Annotated in this window: 14 protein-coding genes; 8 read left to right on the top strand and 6 right to left on the bottom strand. The window is 39.6% G+C overall.

Features of this window, described 5'->3' with window-relative positions; genetic code table 11:
• Nucleotides 1–87: 87 nt before the first annotated feature.
• The 3 genes from IQ244_RS14820 to IQ244_RS14830 all read left to right on the top strand — a co-directional run bounded on the left by IQ244_RS14820 (nt 88) and on the right by IQ244_RS14830 (nt 3,221).
• Nucleotides 88–2,073: a glycosyltransferase gene (locus IQ244_RS14820; protein WP_193895270.1), complete on the top strand. Its 1,986-nt coding sequence runs from the start codon at nt 88–90 to the stop codon at nt 2,071–2,073.
• Nucleotides 2,074–2,103: 30 nt separating this feature from the next.
• Complete coding sequence (locus tag IQ244_RS14825; RefSeq protein ID WP_193895272.1) at nt 2,104–2,817, top strand: PIG-L deacetylase family protein; 714 nt, start codon at nt 2,104–2,106, stop codon at nt 2,815–2,817.
• Between the two features lie 77 nt (nt 2,818–2,894).
• Nucleotides 2,895–3,221 carry an STAS domain-containing protein gene (locus tag IQ244_RS14830; protein ID WP_193895274.1) on the top strand — a complete coding sequence of 109 codons (327 nt, stop codon included), beginning with the start codon at nt 2,895–2,897 and terminating at the stop codon, nt 3,219–3,221.
• A 25-nt stretch (nt 3,222–3,246) separates the two neighbouring features.
• Here IQ244_RS14830 and IQ244_RS14835 read toward each other — a convergent pair whose 3' ends face one another.
• Nucleotides 3,247–4,446, bottom strand: coding sequence for a SpoIIE family protein phosphatase (locus tag IQ244_RS14835; RefSeq protein ID WP_193895276.1), 1,200 nt, complete (start codon nt 4,444–4,446; stop codon nt 3,247–3,249).
• A gap of 150 nt (nt 4,447–4,596) precedes the next feature.
• Between IQ244_RS14835 and IQ244_RS14840 the strand changes: the two genes are divergently transcribed.
• Both IQ244_RS14840 and IQ244_RS14845 read left to right on the top strand, forming a co-directional pair.
• Nucleotides 4,597–5,013 (top strand): ATP-binding protein, encoded by a 417-nt coding sequence (locus IQ244_RS14840; RefSeq protein ID WP_193895278.1) that lies wholly within the window; start codon nt 4,597–4,599, stop codon nt 5,011–5,013.
• Nucleotides 5,014–5,131: 118 nt separating this feature from the next.
• Nucleotides 5,132–9,787: a response regulator gene (locus tag IQ244_RS14845; RefSeq protein WP_193895281.1), complete on the top strand. Its 4,656-nt coding sequence runs from the start codon at nt 5,132–5,134 to the stop codon at nt 9,785–9,787.
• A 143-nt stretch (nt 9,788–9,930) separates the two neighbouring features.
• On the opposite strand, the gene IQ244_RS14850 is transcribed toward IQ244_RS14845, so the two are convergent.
• Nucleotides 9,931–11,211 (bottom strand): M16 family metallopeptidase, encoded by a 1,281-nt coding sequence (locus IQ244_RS14850; protein WP_193895283.1) that lies wholly within the window; start codon nt 11,209–11,211, stop codon nt 9,931–9,933.
• Between the two features lie 93 nt (nt 11,212–11,304).
• Nucleotides 11,305–12,570, bottom strand: coding sequence for a M16 family metallopeptidase (locus IQ244_RS14855; protein ID WP_193895285.1), 1,266 nt, complete (start codon nt 12,568–12,570; stop codon nt 11,305–11,307).
• A gap of 325 nt (nt 12,571–12,895) precedes the next feature.
• Between IQ244_RS14855 and IQ244_RS14860 the strand changes: the two genes are divergently transcribed.
• The gene (locus tag IQ244_RS14860) at nt 12,896–13,132 is read left to right on the top strand and encodes a hypothetical protein (RefSeq protein WP_193895287.1); all 237 of its coding nucleotides are present in this window, start codon (nt 12,896–12,898) and stop codon (nt 13,130–13,132) included.
• Nucleotides 13,132–13,533: a type II toxin-antitoxin system VapC family toxin gene (locus IQ244_RS14865; RefSeq protein ID WP_193895289.1), complete on the top strand. Its 402-nt coding sequence runs from the start codon at nt 13,132–13,134 to the stop codon at nt 13,531–13,533. The genes IQ244_RS14860 and IQ244_RS14865 overlap by 1 nt, the downstream gene beginning before the upstream one ends.
• 58 nt (nt 13,534–13,591) lie before the next feature.
• Here IQ244_RS14865 and IQ244_RS14870 read toward each other — a convergent pair whose 3' ends face one another.
• The gene (locus IQ244_RS14870) at nt 13,592–15,844 is read right to left on the bottom strand and encodes an RNA-directed DNA polymerase (RefSeq protein ID WP_193895291.1); all 2,253 of its coding nucleotides are present in this window, start codon (nt 15,842–15,844) and stop codon (nt 13,592–13,594) included.
• A gap of 183 nt (nt 15,845–16,027) precedes the next feature.
• A complete protein-coding gene (gene uvrA / locus IQ244_RS14875) occupies nt 16,028–18,907 on the bottom strand; it encodes an excinuclease ABC subunit UvrA (protein WP_193895293.1) in 2,880 nt (959 codons plus the stop codon).
• A 666-nt stretch (nt 18,908–19,573) separates the two neighbouring features.
• Between uvrA and IQ244_RS14880 the strand changes: the two genes are divergently transcribed.
• Nucleotides 19,574–19,951: a Mo-dependent nitrogenase C-terminal domain-containing protein gene (locus IQ244_RS14880; RefSeq protein ID WP_193895295.1), complete on the top strand. Its 378-nt coding sequence runs from the start codon at nt 19,574–19,576 to the stop codon at nt 19,949–19,951.
• Between the two features lie 174 nt (nt 19,952–20,125).
• Here IQ244_RS14880 and IQ244_RS14885 read toward each other — a convergent pair whose 3' ends face one another.
• On the bottom strand, nt 20,126–22,066 hold the full coding sequence (locus tag IQ244_RS14885; RefSeq protein ID WP_193895298.1) for a caspase family protein: 1,941 nt from the start codon (nt 22,064–22,066) through the stop codon (nt 20,126–20,128).
• Between the last annotated feature and the right edge of the window lie 78 nt (nt 22,067–22,144).

The following is a 22,144-nucleotide window of genomic DNA, read 5'->3' on the forward strand; positions in this document are numbered from 1 at the left end:
AATAATTTTAGATTTTGGACTGACCCCACAGATAAATCGTAAGGATTCGAGATTATTTTAGACGGTTTTTTTATTTTTGGTGTTCCCATGAATTCTGCATCTATTAATAATTCTGTCAACTTTTTTGGTAACAGTTGCTCAATCCTCAAAAAAAGAACTCTATTATTTCGCTATCTAGCCGAAATTAATTTAATTTTTGGCTTTTGGTATTTACAATGGCGCATCACCCATTCGATTAATTTTGATGCTTTGTGGCTTTCAATACCGCTGCTATTAGCAGAAATTTATAGCTATTGTGGTGGTGTGATGTTTGTCATTGGTTTATGGCGGCCTTTAGTCAGACAAGTTAAGTCTCTTGACCAAATGATGCCACCTCTGCCGCAAATTGACTGGCCAACAGTAGATGTATTTATCACCTGCTACAATGAGCCAGCAGAAATTATCGAACAAACTGCTCAGTCCGCGTTAGCTATAGATTATCCTGCTACTAAGTTGCACGTTTATGTATTAGATGATGGCAACTCACCGGCAATTCGTGCCATGACACAAAAGTTATGTATTGCCGATTTGCAATCACCACCCCTCCAAAAAGAAGCAAGCAGAATTGATGCTGAACGCTCTCATTTAATCGAGCGCTTGCAACAACTAGAAAAACTTAATTTTAATCTTCAAACTGCTGAAAAGTGGTTACAAGAATCATCAGCAATTCAAAATCTAGAGAAAACATCCAGTGAATTAGTTGTCGAAAGTCTGCAACAGTTTATTTTGTGGTTGCCCCCAGAAAATCAAAGTATTACTGAAAAACTCAACACTGAAAAGCAGGCTTTAGAAAAAGCTATTTACCGCAAAGAACTAGAATTAGTTGAACTAGCACGATTTCATTATATTGCCCGTCCTAAACCCATTGGTATACCACATCATGCAAAAGCAGGTAATCTCAATTATGCCATTTTTTCTGGAGAAACTTTTGGAGAATTCATTCTCACTTTAGATGCAGATCATATCCCTAAACCACAGTTTCTCAAGCGAGTTTTGCCATATTTCTACACATATAATCTTTTAAGTGGCAAGTATGAACAAAACCGCATTGCATTTGTCCAAACACCACAAGATTTTTATAATATTCCGGCGGGTGATCCTTTTGGGCATAAAGCGAGTTTATTTTATGGGCCACTGCAACAAGGCAAAGATGGGATGAATGCGGCTTTTTATACAGGAACCAATGCCATTCTCCGCCGGGAAGCACTAATTAATGTAGGACTGCAATATTTTGCTGATGAGTTTAGTAAAGATGAAAAACGGTTAGAGGAATTTCAATTAGTTGGGGGTGTATCTAGCAATAGTATTACAGAAGATATGAATACAGCTATGCGCCTGCATGGTAGTGGTTGGAAATCTATTTATCATCATGAACTTTTAGCAGAAGGTTTAGCTCCCGATGATTTGAGTTCTACTTTAAAACAGCGACTGCGTTGGGCGCAAGGAACTATCCAAGTTTTACTCAGAGAAAATCCCTTTGCCAAACCAGGGCTAACATTTTGGCAACGTCTGCAATATTTTAAGACGATGTATAGCTACTTTTCTGGTTTTGCCACTCTTGTGTTTATTTCTTGTCCAATTATTTATTTCTTCACCGAAATTGCTCCAGTAAAAACCTATGGTTCTGATTTCGCTCTCCATTTTTTACCAGCTTTTATTCTCAATCGTCTGACTTTCCTAGCGGTAACTTGGGGCATTCCGGCTGGTGAAGTGTGGCGCTCTGAACAATATGCGATCGCATTATTTCCCTTATTAATTCAAGCTGTCTGGAGTGTCTTCACTGGACAGAAAATTAACTTCCAAGTTACACCTAAGCAGCGGCAAGCTGGTATTTATCTGCGAATGGTTTGGCCTCAATTACTTGTCTTTATTCTGACTATTCTAGGAATATTATGGAGTATTTTCCTCTTTGCAATTGGTCATCTCAATAATCCTTGGGTTCATCTACTAAATAGTGTGTGGGCTATCTATAACTTGCTACTTTTGTCAGCCATCATTCGCGCCTCTGTTTGGCAACCAACCAAAGAGTCTTAAAAAATAAACAAAAATCAGTTTCAAAAACTCATGAATTATCAACGTTTGAACAACTGTGATCAGCAAACTGTCTTAACAATTTATGCTCACGCCGATGATGAAGTTTTACCTGCTGCTGGAACTTTACGCTTAATGTCCCAAGCAGGATGGAATGTTCGCTGTCTGATTTTAACTGAAGGTAATCTTTCTAGTTCGCTCATTAAAGGTACACGTCACCAAGAAGCAGATGCAGCCGGTAAAATCATCGGTGCAACTTATGAATTTTATGCTCTTGAAGAGTGTAATTTTTCTACACAAGCGGTGATTAAAGTTACGGAAGAAGCTATTGGACGCTGGCAACCGGATTTAATTATTACTCACGCACCACAACCAGAAAAATATGGACATCGAGATCATGAAGTATGTGCGATCGCAGTTTCTAATGTTGCTACCAGGAGAAATCTTCCCTTGTGGTATTCTGCACCTCCCGTATTCTTACGTGGATTTGAGCCAAACTTTTTTGTAGATATTACTTCAGTAATTGAAGAAAAAGTTGCCGCTATTGGTTGTTATGAATCGGAAAACAACAAAGCCTTTATGCAACTTGATGCTATTCTTGTATTGTCTCGGTTTTGGGCTAGAGAATTAGGTCAGAAAGATGGCTATTTTGAAGCTTTTGAAATTGCTCGGCAATGGGTGAATGCTAATTTCTTTTCGGCATGGGCTAATAGTAAAAAACAACTATTATCTCAAAAGTTAACTTAGCGTAAGACTTGCGGTTACAGTATACAAATGCCAAAATATAAAAGTGTCAATCCTCTCTAATAAAAGGCAGTTAAATTATGAATTCTAGAATAGAGATAATTCAACCATCTGGAATTTTAGATGGTATTAAAGGTAATCATTTGCGTCGTGAAATTAGCGACATCCTGGAGAAGGGTACAGATATTTTGTTGATTGACTTGAAAGAAGTCAAGTTTATGGATAGTTCTGGTTTAGGGTCTTTAGTATCAGCAATGCAAATAGCCAAAACTGCTAATACTAAACTATTCATTTGTTCGGTAAATGACCAAGTAAGGATGTTATTTGAATTAACTAAAATTGATCGAATTTTTCAAACTTTTATCGATCAAGAGGATTTTAAACGCCAAGTTTTGACAACCATGTGATATATTCAGCAATTAAAAATATGAGTTAGGTTGCATTACCAAAAGAAACTTTGAGCAAAGACAAATCATCTTCCAAATTTTGTTGAATATTTAAGGTTATAATTTGCATTAATAGATTTTGGAGATGACAATTATGTGTTTGGCTATATTTGACTAATATTTCAATGAAAGCATCGATTCCTAATATATTTTCATTTGGCTGCTTGATTTCATAAACCCCATCGCTAAATATGTAGAGAGTGCTGTTTTCTGCAATATCAAAAATAGCTTCTGCAAAGTCAACTTCCGGCAAAAAACCTATAGGTAAATCTAAAGATGTTAGTTGTTGAACTTGTAAGCTCGTCTGAGATTGACCAGATAGCAGTACAGCAGGTGGATGCCCTGCGTTGGCGTAGACAAGTTGATGCTGAATGCGGTGATAAACCCCATACCAAATAGTGAAATATTTAGCACCGTGATTACTCATTTGAAAGTTATGATTGAGTGCTTTGAGAACTGCACTGGGTTGACAAAAATTGGTGTTGGGTAAAGATTGCGATCGCAAAATATTCAACACAGATACCGAAAGCAGCGCCGAACCTACCCCATGTCCCGATACATCGAGCAGATAAATTGCCAAATGCTCATCATCGAGCCAGTAATAATCAAAGCAATCACCCCCTAGCTGTGCAGAGGGAATGAACAGTGCTTCTGTGGCTACGGTTCCCGTCAGTGGTAGCGGTAAGAGCGATCGCACATATTCAGCCGCCTCGGTTAATTCGGCTTCCATAATTTGCTTTTGGGTTTGCAAAGTTTGGTTGAGTATTTCTAAAGCTTGTTTTTGACTTTGTAAATCCTGATTGAGTTGATATAGCCTGAGTCCGGCCCGAACTCTGGCTTTTAACTCATTCATCTCAATCGGCTTAGAGATAAACTCATCTGCTCCCGCATCTAATCCCCTAACTCTATCGTCTTCTTCTCCCCTAGCGGCTCCCTTAGCCGTTAGCAAAATAAAAAAAGTCGTAGCCAACTCTGGATCTGCTTTAATTTGTCGACATACCTCTAATCCATCTAAGTGTGACATTACCCAATCACAAATAATCAAAGCTGGGCGAAGTAACCGTGCTTGGGTAATACCTTCTTGGCCATTTTTAGCCACAGTGATATCATAACCCTGATTTTGAAGTGTTCTTTTGAGTACTGCCTGAACAATCGGGTCATCATCAATAACAAGAATTTTGACCATAAACTATAGCTTACTAAATAGAATAATAATTAAATATTTTTCTTTATTTTAAAATAACTATATTTTAGTTATTAATGTATAGTGAAAATACTCAAATTAAATAAATTAAGTTCCGCTTATGATATAAGCTCAACATTTAATAAAATCAAAGTGGATCATAAAATTTGTTTAAAAGTCAATACAGACCTGAATGCCTCATCAGAGATTTTGTCTTGGTTTGAGCAAATCAATCAAACATTGATGATTAATCAAAAAATTTGGTGGCAATGTCAAACATTGTTAATAGAGGGGTTTGCTAACATTGTTGAACATGCTCACAACAATTTACCAAGAGAGACTCCCATTGAGATAGAAGTTTGTTTATCAAACCAACAGATAGAAATCCGCATATTTTCTCAAGGAAAACCTTTTGATTTAGAAAAAGAATTGCGCGAAACCTCTGAACTTGAAGACAATGATCAAGAAAGAGGGCGCGGGTTAAAAATTATGTCAGCGATCGCCGATAAATTAAGTTATGAACGGACAACAGATAACCGTTATTGTCTATTTATTAGTAAGTTTTATTAAAACATTAAATCACACCCTACCCCACCACTAAGAAAATTAAGTTATTTGCAAACAACTAATTTTCCCAAACTTATTTCCTGTCCTCTAGGTGTACAAGTAAGTTCATAAATAAAATAGGATGAAAGCACCATTACCTGATAATGAAGCGCAAAGAATAGAGGCGCTTTTAGAGTATAAAATCCTCGATACTCCATCTGAGGCAGCATTTGATGACCTGACTCATTTAGCATCGTATATTTGTGGAACTCCGATTGCTTTAATCAGCTTAATTGATCGCAATCGTCAGTGGTTTAAGTCAAAAGTCGGGCTGGATGCACTAGAAACACACAGAGATTTAGCCTTTTGCGCCCATGCTATTTTACAGCCTGACATTTTTACTGTACCTGATGCAACAGCTGACGAACGCTTTGCAACAAACCCATTAGTTACCTCTGACCCCGATATTCGGTTTTATACTGGTGTGCCGTTGATTAACCCTGAAGGCTATGCTGTAGGCACACTTTGCGTAATTGATCGTGTACCACGAAATCTGTCTCCTGAGCAGGTAGAGGCATTACGCACTCTCGGCCGCCAAGTCATCAAGCAAATGGAAATGCGGCGTAATTTAGCAAATTTAGTACTTGTAACGAAGGAACGCAAACATACACAGAAGGTACATAAGCATTTTTTTAAAAAAGTTGCTGGCGGCTTTGGTTTAGCCTCGGTAATTTTAGTCTTTATAGGACTAATTTCTTATCACAGCACAAAAGTAACTATTGATACAAATAATCAAGTTCAACAAACGCAAAAGCAAATTAATAGCTTAGAAGCGCTACTTTCTGAAATGAAAGATGCTGAAACTGGACAACGAGGTTACATTTTAACTGGAGACAAGCTTTATTTACAGCCATATCAAGCAGCACTCGCAAAGATTGATGAAAAAATTGCAAATCTGCAATTTTCCACAGCAGATAAACCTCATCAACAACAACAGTTACTAACCCTGAGAAAACTGATAACAGCAAAACTAGTTATATTGAAGCAAACTATTGATTTGCGCCAGAACCAGGGATTTGATGCCGCATTGCAGATGATCTTGACCCATAAAGGCAAGAACCTAATGGATGATATCCGCAAGGTCATTTATGAGATAAAGAAAGAGGAAAACAAATTATTAAAACAGCAATCACAAGCAGCGAAAGCCAGCGCTCACTACATGATTTTGACCTTGGCTTTCGCTATTTGTCTCAGCTTTGTAATTTTGGCTGCGCTCTACTACCTAATTTATCGTGAATTCATGACGCGGAAGTTGCTAGAAGACACTCTCAAAGAAGAGCGCAACTTTATTTCAACAGTGCTGGATACAGCCAGTGCTTTGGTAATAGTGCTTGATGCTCAAGGGCAAATTGTTCGTTTTAATCAAGCTTGTGAGCAAATCACAGGTTACTCATTTGATGAGGTTAGGGGTAGATATTTCTGGAATTTGCTGTTAATTCCAGAAGAAGTAGAGCCAGTCAAAGCAGTGTTTGCACAGTTACAAGCAGGTAATCATACTCAAGGCTATCAAAATTACGAAAACTATTGGGTAACTAAAAATGGCAGTCTGCGGCTGATTGCCTGGTCAAATGCCATCCTGCAAAACTACGAAGGTTCAGTGGAATATGTGATTGGTACAGGGATTGACATTACCGATAGTAAACGCGCACAACAGCATTTGATTGCACAATATGCTATTACCCGCGTTTTAGCAGAGTCGACAACCATCGCTCAAACAATTCCCCAGATTCTCCAAGCTATTTGTGAGAGCTTGGGATGGGATGTGAGTGAAATTTGGATGATTGACCAGCAAGCAAATGTCCTCAGTTTTTTTGATTTGTGGCATCGTGAATCTTTACAGATGCAAGAATTTAAAACCCTGAGTCAGCAAATCACATTTGCACCCGGAATTGGATTACCTGGTCGTGTTTGGGCTAGTTGTGAACTTGCCTGGTTAACTGATGTTGTAAGCGACCCCAATTTTTTGCGTAGCCAAGTTGCAATGCAATTAGGATTACATGGCGCTTTTAGTTTCCCAATTCGTAGTGAACAAAAAATCTTTGGGGTGATTACCTGTTTTAGCCATCAGATTCAGCAATATGACCCAGATTTAGCCAAAATTATTCATTCTATTGGCGAACAAGTCGGACAGTTTATTCAACGCAAAAAAGCCGAAGAAGAACTACAACGGCAAAACTTGCGATCGCAACTATTTACAGAAATTACCTTAAAAATTCGGCAATCTTTGCAAATTGAAGAAATTCTGGCAATCACTGTCAAAGAAGTCCAAAAAATTCTGCAAACTGACCGAGTTTTAATTTCTCAGATGTCCCTCGCTGGCTCTGAGAATATATTAATTGAGGCAGTAGTGTCTGGCTTGACATCAATTAAAGAACAAAATATTGCTGACTCTTACTTACAAACAGAATATCAACAACAATACTATCTCCAACAATACCGCAAAAAGCAGATGGCAGTGATTGCTGAGTTAGATTTCCTTGGCATTCAACAAAGTCATCTCCAATTATTGCAACAGCTGGGAGTAAAAGCCAATTTAGTTATTCCCATACTCGTCAAAGATGAACTCTGTGGTTTATTAATCGTCCATCAGTGTGTCTCTCCTCATCAATGGTCAAGTTTTGAAACTCATCTTCTTCGCCAAATAGCTGACCAAGTAGGCATTGCTATAGCCCAAGCGCAATTACTCAACGTAGAAACTCAACAACGCGAAGAACTGGAAGTTGCTCGTCGCCAAGCTGAATTAGCTTCTCAAACCAAAAGTGCATTTTTGGCTAATATGAGTCATGAAATTCGGACTCCCATGAATGCTGTATTGGGTATGACTAGCTTAATGCTAGAAACTCCCCTCAACCAAGAACAGCAAGATTTTATCGAAACAATTCGCATTAGTGGCAATGCGCTATTAAGCCTAATTAACGAGATTTTGGATTTATCCAAACTTGAAGCTGGGGAAATGACTTTAGAAACTCTCAATTTTGATTTATCAATTTGTGTAGAAGAAGTCTTAGATTTATTAGCTCCCCAAGCTCATCAAAAGCAATTAGAAATTGCCGCTTTAATTTATCGCAACGTGCCGACTCACCTGCAAGGAGATGCTAGCCGCCTCCGACAAATTTTGATGAACCTGATTAGTAATGCGATTAAGTTCACCAGTGTGGGAGAAGTCATAGTCAAAGCTGAATTGCGCTGGGAAAATACCACGACAGCTAAGATCCGCTTTGCCGTCATAGATACAGGTCTGGGTATTACGACAGAAAACAAACGTCAATTATTTACCCCATTTACCCAAGTGCATACTGCCAATAAATACAAGTATGGTGGTACTGGTTTGGGATTGGCGATCTGCAAGCAACTTGTTACCTTGATGGGAGGAGAAATTGGTGTAGAAAGTCAGTTAGGTAAAGGTTCAGAATTTTGGTTTGAGATTCCTTTTACCAAACAACTCCAGCCGATTGCGTCCATAGACGATCGCGGAATTTTGCGCGATCGCCGCTTGCTATTAGTGGATGACAACAAGACTAACTACAAAATTATCGATTATCAAGCCACCCTTTGGGGAATGCAGGTAGACAAAGCTGATGGTGCAGAAGTGGCTCTGAGGGCTATGGAAACATCTGACCAGCAAGGAAATCCCTATGATGTTGTTTTAATTGATATGCAGATGTCCCAAACTGATGGGATGGCGTTGGCAGAAACGATTAAGGCTCAGGCTGCTATGACTGAGATACCTTTAATTATGCTCACATCTACTCAGCAACGGGATGAAATACAGCGATCGCTCACAATGGGATTTGCTGCTTATTTAGTCAAACCGGTGAAGCCATCCCGTCTCCTTGATACTCTCACAAATATTTTAGGGTTCCAATCACCACCAGAACAACAGCATCTACCAAGTAATCAGGGGTTAGAAATGAAAAATTTGCCAAATAGCCGCGTTCATCTTGCGGCTGGCTCCTCTAAATTAAGAATTCTCATCGCTGAGGATAATTTAGTCAATCAAAAAGTCGCTCTTAAGCAACTTCAAAGCCTGGGCTACACTGCCGATGTTGCCGCTAATGGTCAAGAAGTTCTGCAACTATTAGAAAAAATTCCTTACGATGTGATTTTGATGGATTGCCAAATGCCGGTGCTTGATGGTTTGGAAACCACAAAAGAAATTCATCGCTGGTATGAAAGTTATTTTGCTAACCGTCGTCGTCCGGTAATCATTGCCATGACAGCTAATGCCATGAAAGAAGATAAACAATTATGTTTAGATGCTGGTATGGATGATTATCTGAGTAAACCTGTGATGAAAGAAAATCTAGCCGCAGTCTTGGAACATTGGAGCCAGTTTCTCACAACAATTACTACAGAAATTCCCTCTGACAATGCAGTTTCTCCAGATGAAGAAAATTTAGATACCTTGCCTATTGATTGGGAACACTTACACCAACTTTCCGAAAATGATTCTGAATTTGAAGAGCAACTGTTAGATATCTTTGTTAAAGATATGTACGTTCGTTTAGAGTTAACTAAAGAGGCGATCGCAAACAGTGACTTTCAGCAAATGGCGCAACAAGTCCATCAAATTAAAGGCAGTAGTAACAATATCGGGGCTAAATCTATGCATTTAGTGGCTGAAAAATTAGAACAACTGGCTGTGTATCAAGAACGTAGAGGCAGTACTGAACTAATTTCCGAACTGGAATATTTGGTTAACCGTATTCAAGCATTTTTAACTCAGTCTTGTAATTAAAAGAATCTACTTAAAAATGGCTCAAAGGCTGAATATCAAGTCCAGGTAGTTAGGACATCGGTAAACGATAAAACTTGGATGATAAAAGACTTTTCACTCTGTCACCTCTCACCTGTCCTCTGCTATGATGAACCTTGCTTTTTTTAGTTTAATGCCCGATTAATTGCCTCTTCTTGACCAACTAAAGATAAGTAAGGTGTTGCTAAATATCGACTAGCGGCGGCTTGAGCATCTTCCACACTTACAGCAGCAATTAGCTCTTGAAATTGGCTGTCAAAATTAATGCCTAAGCCTAAGATTTCATACCAGCCGTAAATTTGAGCAATTTGCCCGTTAGTTTGTTTACCTAAAGCATACTGTCCGAGAATTTTATTTTTTGCAGCTTGGAAGGCGTTGGCTGAGACTTCTGTAGTACAAAGTAAATCGACTTCTGCCCGCAATCCTTCAATAGCAATGGTAGTATTTTCTGGGGCTGTTCCCATGTAAACGACAAAGGAACCAGGATATAACCTCGTTGGGTAAAAGGCCGAGACTTCGTAAGCTAGACCGCGTTTTTCTCGCAATTCCACAAATAAACGACTGGATAAGCCATTGCCTAAGTAGGTAGAAAGCAGTTTGAGTGGGGCGTAGTCTGGAGAATTGACGGCTGCACCTAAATAACCCAACATGACTATTGATTGTTGTGTTTGTAGCGGCTTGAGTAGCTGTTGCGGGTTAACTGGAATTTCTGGCAAATTCAAAACTGGTTGTGGTTGTGTGGGTATTTGCCAATCACCGAATACTTGTTCTACTAATGCAATTGCTTCTGTTAAAGTAATTCTGCCGGCAATACTTACGACCAAATTATCTGGACGAAAATAAGTTTGGTGATACTGCACTAAGTCTTGGCGGGTAATGCGACTCATTGTCGTTTCATCACCTAGCAATGATGTAGCGTAGGGATGATTTTGATATATTGCCCGCCGCATTTGCTCAAAGGCTAAAGTAAAAGGCTGTTCTTTTTGGGAGCGAATATCTTGTAAGGCTAACCGCCGTTCTAATTCTACTTGTTCTTCGGGGAAGGTAGGCGATCGCAAAATTCGCCCTGTCAGCCCTAATATCTCCGCAAAGTCTGAGGTGACTGTTTTCAACGACAACAAAAAATAATCTGTAGATGTATCTGCACTCAAACTTGCTCCCACAGATTCTACTTGTTCAGCAATTTCTAAGCTGGAAAGCCCATCACAGCCTTTAGTCATGACTGCGGAAAGTAAATGTGCTAACCCCGCCTGTTCTCGTTGTTCGTAACAACTACCAGCCCGGAGAAAAATCCGCCCAGCAATAATATCCGCAGCTGGATTTTCCGCTACCAACACTACAATGCCGTTGTTGAGTACAGTGCGATGAATAAAGGAGTGAGAAAGGGAAGGTTTTACAGTTGTCATTTGTGAATAGTCAATAGTCAATGGTCAATAGTCAATAGTCTTTATGCGCTTCCGCCTTCCTGTTTCCCTGCCTTTTCTAGAAAAAAATCTGGACTAACATGGTTTCAGGATAGTCACTGCATAATTTTGCGGTGAGAGATACTGTTTAGCTAATTGTTGCAGTTCTTGGGTAGTAAATGACTGAATTTGCTGCGGATAAGTTATCGCCACTTCAGCTTGAGCAATAGTGTTGTAGTAACCATAAAGTCCTGTCAGTTGATTGGGTGTTTCTGTCGAAAAGGCATACTCATTACATAACAGCCGACGCATTCTCGCTAATTCTTGTTCGGTAATGCCTTCCGTTTGCAAATCATGTAAATGGTTGCGAATTAAGCACTCAACTTGTTCAAGATTTTCTGATTCTAACCAAGCAGTGATAGTAAATAAACTGGATTCTTTTTGGAGAGAAAAATTACTACAAACTCCATGTACTAATTGCTGCTCTTCCCGCAAGTCACGGACTAAGCGAGAAGTGCGCCCTTCTGTTAAAAATACAGATAATACATCTAAGCCGTAGGCGGTGCGGAGTTGATCAACTCCCGGTGCAGTCCACGCCATCAGCAACCGCGCTTGTTCCATCCTGGGCAAACACAGTTCTTGACGTTGGATACCTTGAATGACTGGTTGTGTTATGGGGATTGATGGTGGACAATCAAGAGGTTCGGTAAAATTAGCAAATGAGCAATTCACCAATTCCCAGGCTTTGGCTTGCTCAATGCCACCAACAACTACTACAGTCATGTTTTCTGGCTGATAGTGAGCGCGATGAAAACAGCGCATATCATCGGGTGACTGCTGCATAAGTTCCATCTCTGTACCCAACACCGAACGTCCATAAGGATGGTGCTGATAAATATTTTTGATAAGCGACTGAAATCCCAGCCAGTCAGGATCATCTTGACAAGAGCGAATTTCTTCTAGCACTACATCCCGTTCGCGCAAGAATTCACCATCAGGAATTGACGCATTTACTAGTAGTTCTGCTAGACAAGGCAAAGTATCTGCTAAGTAGGGTGCAGCTGTTGTCACACAGTAATGAGCATAGTCGTGACTGGTTGCTGCATTGCTCACACCACCACGATTTTCAATTTTATGATCAAAGTCTCCAGGGGCGAGTGTAGCTGTCCCTTTAAAAATCATGTGTTCTAAAAAATGAGCCATCCCAAACCACTGTTCTGGCTCTCTGGCTGCTCCAGCACGCACCCATACATCCGCCACAACTACAGGAGTAGTCGGAATCTCTTGATGAATAAACGTTAAACCATTGTCGAGTCGAAAAATGGAGGCTGGAAAACCCGGATGAATTAATTGTTGTGACAATTTTTTGTAGATTTAACCACAATTTAACGTAATTTTGCCATCTTAACTCTTAACGAAACCTAAATTAGAATCATTTGCTACAGATTAAAATTTATTCATAATTTATTCTATATAGCTTAAAGTTATGACTATCCCTAAAATTAGAGAGTAAAGCTATATTCCCAGATGTTGTTGAATCAAGTAGCTTTTATGCTAGAAACTTTTCTAGGCAATTATCTGGTAAATTGCAGCGTGGAAAATGGGCGATCGCACTTAGTTGAAATCGTACAACACACAACCTTTCAGTAGAATGATAAGCTGTTAATCAGAGCTAAGGTCATCAAGAATGAAGAAAGCAGTAACGTTAGAAGATGCTCTTGCTTTGGTAAAGCAACTTTCGTTAGTAGATAAAATACGTTTGATTGAACAAGTTGCACCCCAAATTGAAGAAGAGTTGATAACAGTTCAGCCTAAACAGCGAACTTCCTTAAGAGGAATATGGAAGGGTAGTGAAATAACAGAGTCAAATATTGCTGAAGTGAGACAGCAAATGTGGTCAAACTTTCCCCGCGAGGATGTTTGATGTCTAATTTAGTAACTGATACCCATGCTTTGATTTGGTATTTAGAAGATAGTCCAAACCTCAGCACTGCTGCTAACCAGGCTTTTGAAAGATGCGATCGCGGTGAGATTGTTATTTATATTCCCACAATTTGTCTTGTAGAAATTGTTTATTTACAAGAGAAAGGGCGTATATCAGCACAAATGAAGACTCAGCTAGATGCTGCGTTAATAGCTGAAAATAGTAGTTTAATTCTAGCAAATCTTACAGGTGAAGTAGTTGCAGCATTGGCAACAATATCACGAAATAGTATTCCTGATATGCCTGACAGAATTATTGCAGCTACCGCCAAGCATTTAGGTTTACCCTTAATTAGTCGAGACTCCAAAATAACTTCATCTGGAATAAATGTTATTTGGTAACTTGAAGGTTTTTATAGTTGCGATCGCACTAAAGCTTAAATTGCACAATAAACAACTTTTAAGTAGACGTACCATTACTTCTACTCTGAATTATTAGCCAATCTACCAACTCTTGATAAGCTCCGCATAGCTGCTTCTTCAGAGTATCGCGCTCGTTCCACTTAATTGGATTGGTTGGATCTAAAATTTTATCCAATCTAGTATGAGCTTCTGTACTTGATGATCTTAACTGATGGCACTTCAACAAGTTACTAGCAAAAATCTGAAGTTGTTGTTCTTTGCTTTGTATATGCTTCATTCGGTCTGGTAAAGATACTTTTGCAATATCTTCTCTATTAGGTTTCCACTTTAGTTTGTCTACTAATATGGGATATAGTAATTCTTCATGAAATAAATCCAACTGTGAAACATAGCGTGAAGGATTAGAAAGATATGATTTTTCAGATTGCCATAGAAAGTCAGTTGCACGTTTATATTCTAAACCTAATAAAGTGTGAAAATCTATTGGCTCAGTGAACTTGACTTTGTAGAACTTTGTAAAAGTGTAACGTATGTAGCATTGTTTAAGATGAGGTAATGAATTATCATATCCTCTAGCAGAATTAATAGTATATTCATTAATATCCTGACTTTTATCAAGACCTAACATATCAATTGTTAGACCATATTCAACATATAGCTGGTAAAGCAAAGCATCAATCACAATTGGAGATTGGTCATAGATACCTTGTTGCAGGATACATGATGCTTCATGCTCATCAATTGCCAACCTTAAGGCTTGTATAATTGCTGTGCGTCTTATGGATGGACTGTATAAAGATGATGAAATTACTTTGAGCAAAATACTCATATTCTCTTCGTTCTCACCTAATGCCATTGCAGCAGCACAGAGTAGTGGCCAGTCCCGCTTATTATCAGCTAGCCATGTTCTGAATAAACCATGATGAGAACGAAGTGAAACATTTTGACGAATCAGAGTTTCAAGTGCAAATGTCACTGTGCTGTCATATACAGTGTTTGTAGCAATAATATTTTTTTCAAGATACTCAATGGTATCTTTGTCAAGCTCACATTTTCTTAAATACCGATGTAACTGTTCAGTTAGCCAAGGTCGATCAAGTAAATATGGTAATATTGCTGTAACAATTTCAAGGTTTGGATCTAACCGATTCAGACAGAACTTTAAATGACGTTCAGCAAACGGATCACTAGCACTACCATCAATAGATTTTTTTGATTGCCAAAACAGATCAAGTAAATCTTTTTGTAATGCTGAATGAGCTACTAATAAATCAAGATTTTCATTCTCAACATCAAAGTCTTCACCCAAAAGGGCTACGTCATGTAATGATGGTTCTTCTAAAGTATCATTTATGTCTGATAAATCATCTAGTTCATGAAGTCTACGATCTACCTCAGATAATTTAGATGCCATTCGATCTGCTTCTTCGTCAAAATTGCTAATTTGACGTACCGTTGTTTTAGTTGTTTGTATTAAGAGTCCTAAAGTTTTTAAGGTTCTATCTACTCGAATAAGCCCTTGCTGAACTGCTTCTCTAGTCCTCGCAAGTAATCTGATATCATCGACATATCTAATGTAATGATATTCTTGAATAGATAATTCTTTATCAAATTCATACAAAAAAATATTTGCAAAAAAATCTGATGCCAAGCACCCTTGTGGAAGCCCACGACGTATTTGTTCTGATTCCTTAACTGAAGCCCAAATAGGTAAGTATTTTTCAAGATGTTCAGATGTTAATTCGTCAAGAAGACCTTTTTCAAGCAGATACTTGATTAATCTGGATTGGTCAATCGTTTCATAAAAAGCTGCCATGTCTGTTTCTGCTAACCAGACATTACCTTCTTGGTAGAGACTTTTAAATTTATTTTGAAATAGGTGATATTGTTTTTTCCAGGGCATAAACATACGTTTTTCTTCTGGATTTGACAAAACGTTAGCATAAGACTGCCGATTAGTTACTGTAGACAGCATCGGTCTGGCTCGTTCTGCAACAACATTAGCTATAGCCTGATATACAATACGATCACTGACTGCTAATATTGCCATTGGACGTAGAGTTTGAGAAGCTTTAGGAAAGTACTTAATTTCTGGATATGAAGGTTCAAAAGTTCTACCCATCAAACTTTGTCTGATGAGTTCAAGGTTGTAGTCACGATTAGCAGCGAATACTTTTAACCCAACCCAATCTCGTGAATCAGAACGATCACAGTAGCGAACGCGCTCCCAAGCAAGTTTGAGATTATCAGGGTTTATCAAGCTATCATATATTGAAGTACTTGAGTTCATAAGTAATAAAATTTACTTGTAAGTGATTCAAATTTAACATACTACAATGATGCTACAAAAATAATCACACAAGTATTGAAGCAAAATCTATTTAAAGTTTGCAAACTAAAATACTTATCAATATATAAGGCATACGCGGCACATAGAAGGAGCCTTAAATTTACGAATACAGTCCTAACCGCACTACCTCTTTACAGCCGGATATTGTTGTAAAACCTGCTGTAAATATTGCCCAGTATAAGACTTGGGGTTTTTCGCCACATCTTCTGGTGTTCCCACTGCAATTAATTCTCCGCCTTTATCCCCACCTTCTGGCCCCAAATCTATTACCCAGTCAGCACAACGAATCACATCTAAATTGTGTTCAATGACTAAAATCGAATTACCTTTATCGACTAATCTTTGCAACACATCCAACAATTTATGGACATCGTAAAAAGATAAGCCTGTTGTCGGTTCATCGATTAAATAAAGTGTCTTTCCGGTGGCGCGGCGAGATAATTCTGTGGCTAATTTAACGCGCTGTGCTTCACCACCAGATAAGGTAGTTGCAGGTTGTCCGAGTTGAACGTAACCTAAGCCAACATCAGCTAAAGTTTGTAGTCTTGTAACTGCTTTGGGAATATTTTGGAAAAAGTCTAAACTCTCTTCAACTGTCATATTGAGAACATCAGAAATAGACTTATCTTTGTATTTGACTTGCAAAGTATCGCGGTTATATCTTGCACCTTTACAAACTTCGCACTGCACGTAAACATCAGGAAGAAAGTTCATTTCAATGACGTTCACACCTTGTCCACTACAAGCTTCGCAACGTCCACCTTTAACGTTAAACGAAAATTGTCCAGGTTTATAACCTCTAGCTTTGGCTTCGACGGTTTGGGAAAACACATCTCGAATTACATCAAAAACACCTGTATAAGTTGCCGGGTTAGAACGTGGTGTGCGTCCGATGGGAGATTGATCAATGACAATGGCTTTATCAACTGAATTTAAGCCTTGAATTTTTTCTAATTCTTTCGGTAAAGGGACTTTTTTGGTGAGGTGATGTTGTAGGGATGGGTAAAGTAATTCGTTAATTAAAGTTGATTTACCTGAACCGGAAACGCCAGTGACAGCGACAAGTTTACCTAGAGGAATTTCGACATCAATATTTCTTAAGTTGTTGCGCCGGGCATTTTTAATTATTAAACTTCTCCCGTTACCTTCGCGGCGTTCTTTTGGTGTTTGAATTACCTGTCTTCCTGATAAGTATGCGCCAGTTAGTGATTTTTCTGCTGTGAGTAAGGCTTGTAAATCACCTTCAGCAATAATATGTCCGCCGTGAATTCCTGCACCGGGGCCAATATCAACTAAATAGTCAGCAGCCCGGATGGTTTCTTCATCATGCTCAACTACTATTAAGGTATTACCTAAATCACGTAATCTAATTAAAGTTTTGAGTAATCTGCCGTTATCTCTTTGATGTAAACCAATACTTGGTTCGTCTAAAACGTAGAGAACTCCTGTTAACCCAGAACCGATTTGTGTGGCTAGGCGAATGCGTTGTGCTTCCCCACCAGAGAGAGTCATGGCGGGTCGGTCAAGGGTGAGATAATCTAAGCCAACGTCTAACAAGAATTGCAATCTAGCTCGGATTTCTCGTAAGACTAAATCAGCAATTTGTAATTGGCGATCGCTTAATTTTAACTGATCAATTCTTTCCTGTGCATCTCGAATTGATACGCCTGTTAAATCTAAAATTCCGTATTGTCCCAACTTTACCGCTAAAGCTTCGGTTTTCAAGCGTTTACCACCGCAGACTTCGCAAGGTTGGTCAATTAAATACTGCTCTAATTTTTGTTTAACTAATTCTGAACCACCTTCATATTGACGCTGTAAAATTGGTAGAACACCTTTAAATTGAGTTTTGGCTGTCTCTTTATTTTTCTCTTCTCCATTTAATATCACCAGCCGTTGCTCGTCTGTCAGCTTGCTCCAATTTGTTTGTAATTCAAAGCCGTGTGCCTGACCTAAACTATAAAGTAATTCTAAGTAATAAGAATTCTCTTTCTCTGACCAAGGTGCGATCGCCGCGTATACTGGTGCTTCAGGGTCAGGTATAACTAACTCCGCTGAAAATCTTCTTAAAGTCCCAAGACCATGACAGTGCGGACACGCGCCATAAGGAGAATTAAACGAAAACAAACGCGGCGATAACTCTTCCATCACCGCTCCATGTTCAGGACAAGCGAAGTTTTCGGAAAATACCATTTCTTCTTGCTCTTCTGGATTCTCCGTAGCCAGAGCGACCAAGATAGTTGCAATACCACCAGATTGTTTCAGACACGTAGATAAAGAATCAACTAAACGCTCTTGAATACCGTCTTTTTTCACTAAACGGTCAATAACAACTTCAATGGTGTGGTTAAGATTTTTATCTAATTCAATAGAATCTGATAGTTCCCGCACTTCGCCATCAACCCGCACCCGCACGAAACCTTGGGAAGCTAAACTCGATAACAGCTTGCGATGAGTACCTTTTTTACCCCGCACCACAGGCGCAAGAATTTGAAATTTAGTGCGTTCTGGTAAGTCCATGATGCGGTCTACCATTTCATCAATGGTTTGGGGCGCAATACAGCGATCGCATATGGGACAATGGGGTTCACCAGCCCGACCATACAACAGTCGCAGATAGTCGTAAATTTCCGTTACTGTCCCCACTGTCGAACGGGGGTTATGGGATGTAGATTTCTGGTCAATGGATATCGCCGGACTTAAACCTTCAATCGCCTCTACATCGGGTTTATTTAATTGTCCTAAAAATTGTCTGGCGTAAGCACTGAGAGATTCGACATAACGCCGTTGACCTTCCGCAAAAATCGTATCAAACGCCAGCGACGACTTACCCGAACCTGATACACCAGTAAACACTATCAGGCGATCGCGCGGCAATTCCAAGTCAATATTCTTCAGATTATGCTGCCTAGCGCCCCGAATCCTAATGGTATTTTGACTATTGTGATGAGTGTGGGGAAGATGACCATTCAGGAGGGATGCGGCTAACTGATTATCTGACATATTGGCAGGCTGATAGTGAGAGGCAGTGTGAAACAGTTCTTAATAATACTATTTTTACTCTGCTTATACTAGAACAATAGTACTGTTTTAAGTAGAGATTGCCCAATATTCAGCCTACAGATATCTTGCCACGCTAATTGAGGTGGGAAATCTAAACGCAAAGTGGCGCAAAGGTCAGCGCAGAGAAGCGCAAAGTTTGTTTGATTGTGTTTACTGCGAATTTAAACTGTACTAAGTCTCTTGACAATCGCCCTAATGATTCACGCTATTTATAGTAATAAAATCTGATTATCTGTTAATCTATCTCGACACAGTTTGTCTATCTGCAAATTACTCGCTATAGCTTGAGATTTATATCTGCGGTAAATACAGATTCTCATTGTTATATTAAGTTTTGTAACTATTACTCTAAATTCCGTCCAATGATAGATGTCTTTATTAAAATTTAAACTGTGTCAAGTTATAAACAAGATCGTATTACTACACTACCGTTTCCGAGAAAATTGCGATTTACTTAACGTAGAAAGAAATAGGTTCTGACCTCAATAGTTACATTAATGTCTTATTGTATCTCTGTCAGAACGAGATTTTTCCGGTAAATGTGGTTGTCACATTGTATATATTCATCAGAAAGGTGAATACCCTCAATAATACAGAGGCTGAACCATGAAGGTATTCGATAATACCACAAAAAAGATTTTTCTTGCCAGCTGGGTTTCAATAAGTCCGGCAGAGGTTAGCAAAACCCATGTAACCCAGCTGCACCATCCAAATCCCCAGTCAGGCTTTGATATTTTCCTCCCTCTACGACGAAGGTTAAACAACATTCAAATCCGCGATCGCGAATTAGCTCATCGTTTGTGCCGAATGATCCCCGCCCAATGTCCTTTTGAACGCGATATTAAATTATTCGGCAAAACCATCTTACACATCCCGCCAATGTGCAAACTCAACCCTTTATATGAGGAAGTCGTGAGTTTGCGGTTCCGGGCTATGTGCTACTTAGCAGATGAATGCGGCGAAGACATTTCGCAGTACTGTTAATATGGCAGGAGGCAGAAGGCAGAAGGCAGGAGAAAAAGTCTTACTATTCCTGGCATTCAAGCTTTCAAATTGTCCTCACATATCTGACTACCGCTATACAAGAATTCAATAGTCAATAGTCCATAGTCAAAGCTAATTACTCTTGACTATGGACTATTTGCTTTGGACTAATAACTATTTTTTTTGCCATTTGCGGATTGCTTCTTGAGCATCTTCGTAAACAGATGTCTCCTCTGGAACTAAGGATGCGGTGGCAATAGCAGACTGGGGATCACCTTCAGCAGCACGACTTTTCGCCAGATCTAAAATTTTCTCGCTCCATTTGTTGATTGATTTTTGCGCTAAATCAAACCCTGGTTGACCTTGAGGAACTCTTTTGGCTACTTCAATGGCGCGATTATATGTAGAAGCTTGTCCTGGCTTAATTAAGGCATTTGCGGCATCTAGCAAAGTTTTGTTAGCCACATATTGCTTGGCTTCTTGTTGCCACTGCTTAATTGCTGCTTGGGCTTGGGGATAAAGTGATCCCTCTTTACTGATTAACTGCGCCGCCGCGATCGCATTAGCATATTGTCTTTGTTTAGCGCGACCCTCAGCTAAGTTGAGGATCATATTGCTCCAAATATTGATATTTTCTTGGGCTTGTTCGTACAGCGGTTCACCTGCCTGAATTTTACGTGCAGTGGCGATCGCTAAACTCAGGTCAGTGGCTTGAGTTTGCCTGAGAGACATTTTTGCCAAGTCTAATACTGCTTGATTGCGACTCTTTGACTCAGAAAGAGAGGCTATTTGGGCGTTAGATTGATTTTTGGCGGGAATTAACCGATCCTGTGGCGAAGCCGATAACATTTCTCGACCTGCAACCAATTTTTCTTGATTGCGAAGCAAAACCACTGCCACTAAAGCTGTTACCAACATCATACCACCTCCCCAAAAGCAGAACTGCTGCCAAAACGAGGTGTTCGCTTGTTTCTGCGACAAACGCGAGATGTAGGGTTGGGGAACATCGGGAATGAACCTGTTTCCCGTAGCTGTTTCTGGGGAGGAACTAGCTAATGAAGGCCGTTGATTGCCATACTCTGCTTTGGCGACTAAATCCGGTGATTTAGACAGTTTTTGTTCTCCCAAGGGGAAATTTGGGAATGTCAGCTGCGGGGATCTAGCACTCACAACAGACTGTAAAGACAAGGATTCTTCCCAAATATCTATTTGCGGCGAATTAGCTGGATTTTTGGGTGATGGTGCTAAAGGGGGAGCCGCTAAAGCCATCGCAAAGTTTTCCTCTGGGAAAATATTTCCTTCCGCTTCACTTGACTCTAATTCATGCGGTGCGGCTTCTGTTGGTTCCAGAGTACTGGGAACTTGTGTAACGCTATGATTTACCTCTAGGTGCGGCAAAATAGCCAGGGGATCACCAGGTACGATCGCTACTGGGTTTTGTGTAGGTCGCCAATAGTGTTGGCATAATTCTGGAGTGAAAACATTTAAATAGCTATTTAAATCTGTCAAACTACTGCCATGACCAGAACGCAAAGCAGCTAACAAAGCAGCGGTAAAAAATCCGTAACCTAGCTCACTACTTTCACGGGAAAATTGTTCTGGTTCGCAAGATAGAATCGTCGCCAGCTGTAATTCTTTCGCTAGTTCAATGGTTTCTTGCCCAACGGTCGCATCAGCTTGGGTACTGGAAGCGCGGTTAATATCTAGCAGCACCAAAACATTGAGATCAGCGATTTGCAGACTTTGCAACAGCGATCGCATTTCTATGGCAGTTTCCTGAACCAACTCTGGATTGCCTTCCACTGGCATTAGGTAATCTTGACCTGCGTAGTTGACACCATAACCGCTAAAGAAAAACCACAAATGGTCGCCTGGTTGCCAACAGGCTGCCGCTAAATCTTCTAGTAACAGCAGAATATTGTCTTTTGTCGGATAGGTAGATCTATCGCTAATTGGTGCCGAAGTATCTGTCATTAATAGACAGCGTTGGGGTGAAAAACCTGCTTCTTGAACCAAAAATTCTTTTAGCGCCTCGGCATCAGCTTGGGCGCAACGTAGAGGTTGAAAGAATTGATATTGATTGATGCCGATTGCGATCGCCCAGTAATTTGCCATCCGCTCTTTGTAGGTTGTAGTTGACTTGCCTAAAATTGCGGTTGGCTTTGCTGAAAAAACAAAGCTAACCTATGTCTT

It is taken from the genome of Nostoc sp. LEGE 06077, assembly GCF_015207705.1.
GTDB lineage: Bacteria > Cyanobacteriota > Cyanobacteriia > Cyanobacteriales > Nostocaceae > Nostoc_B.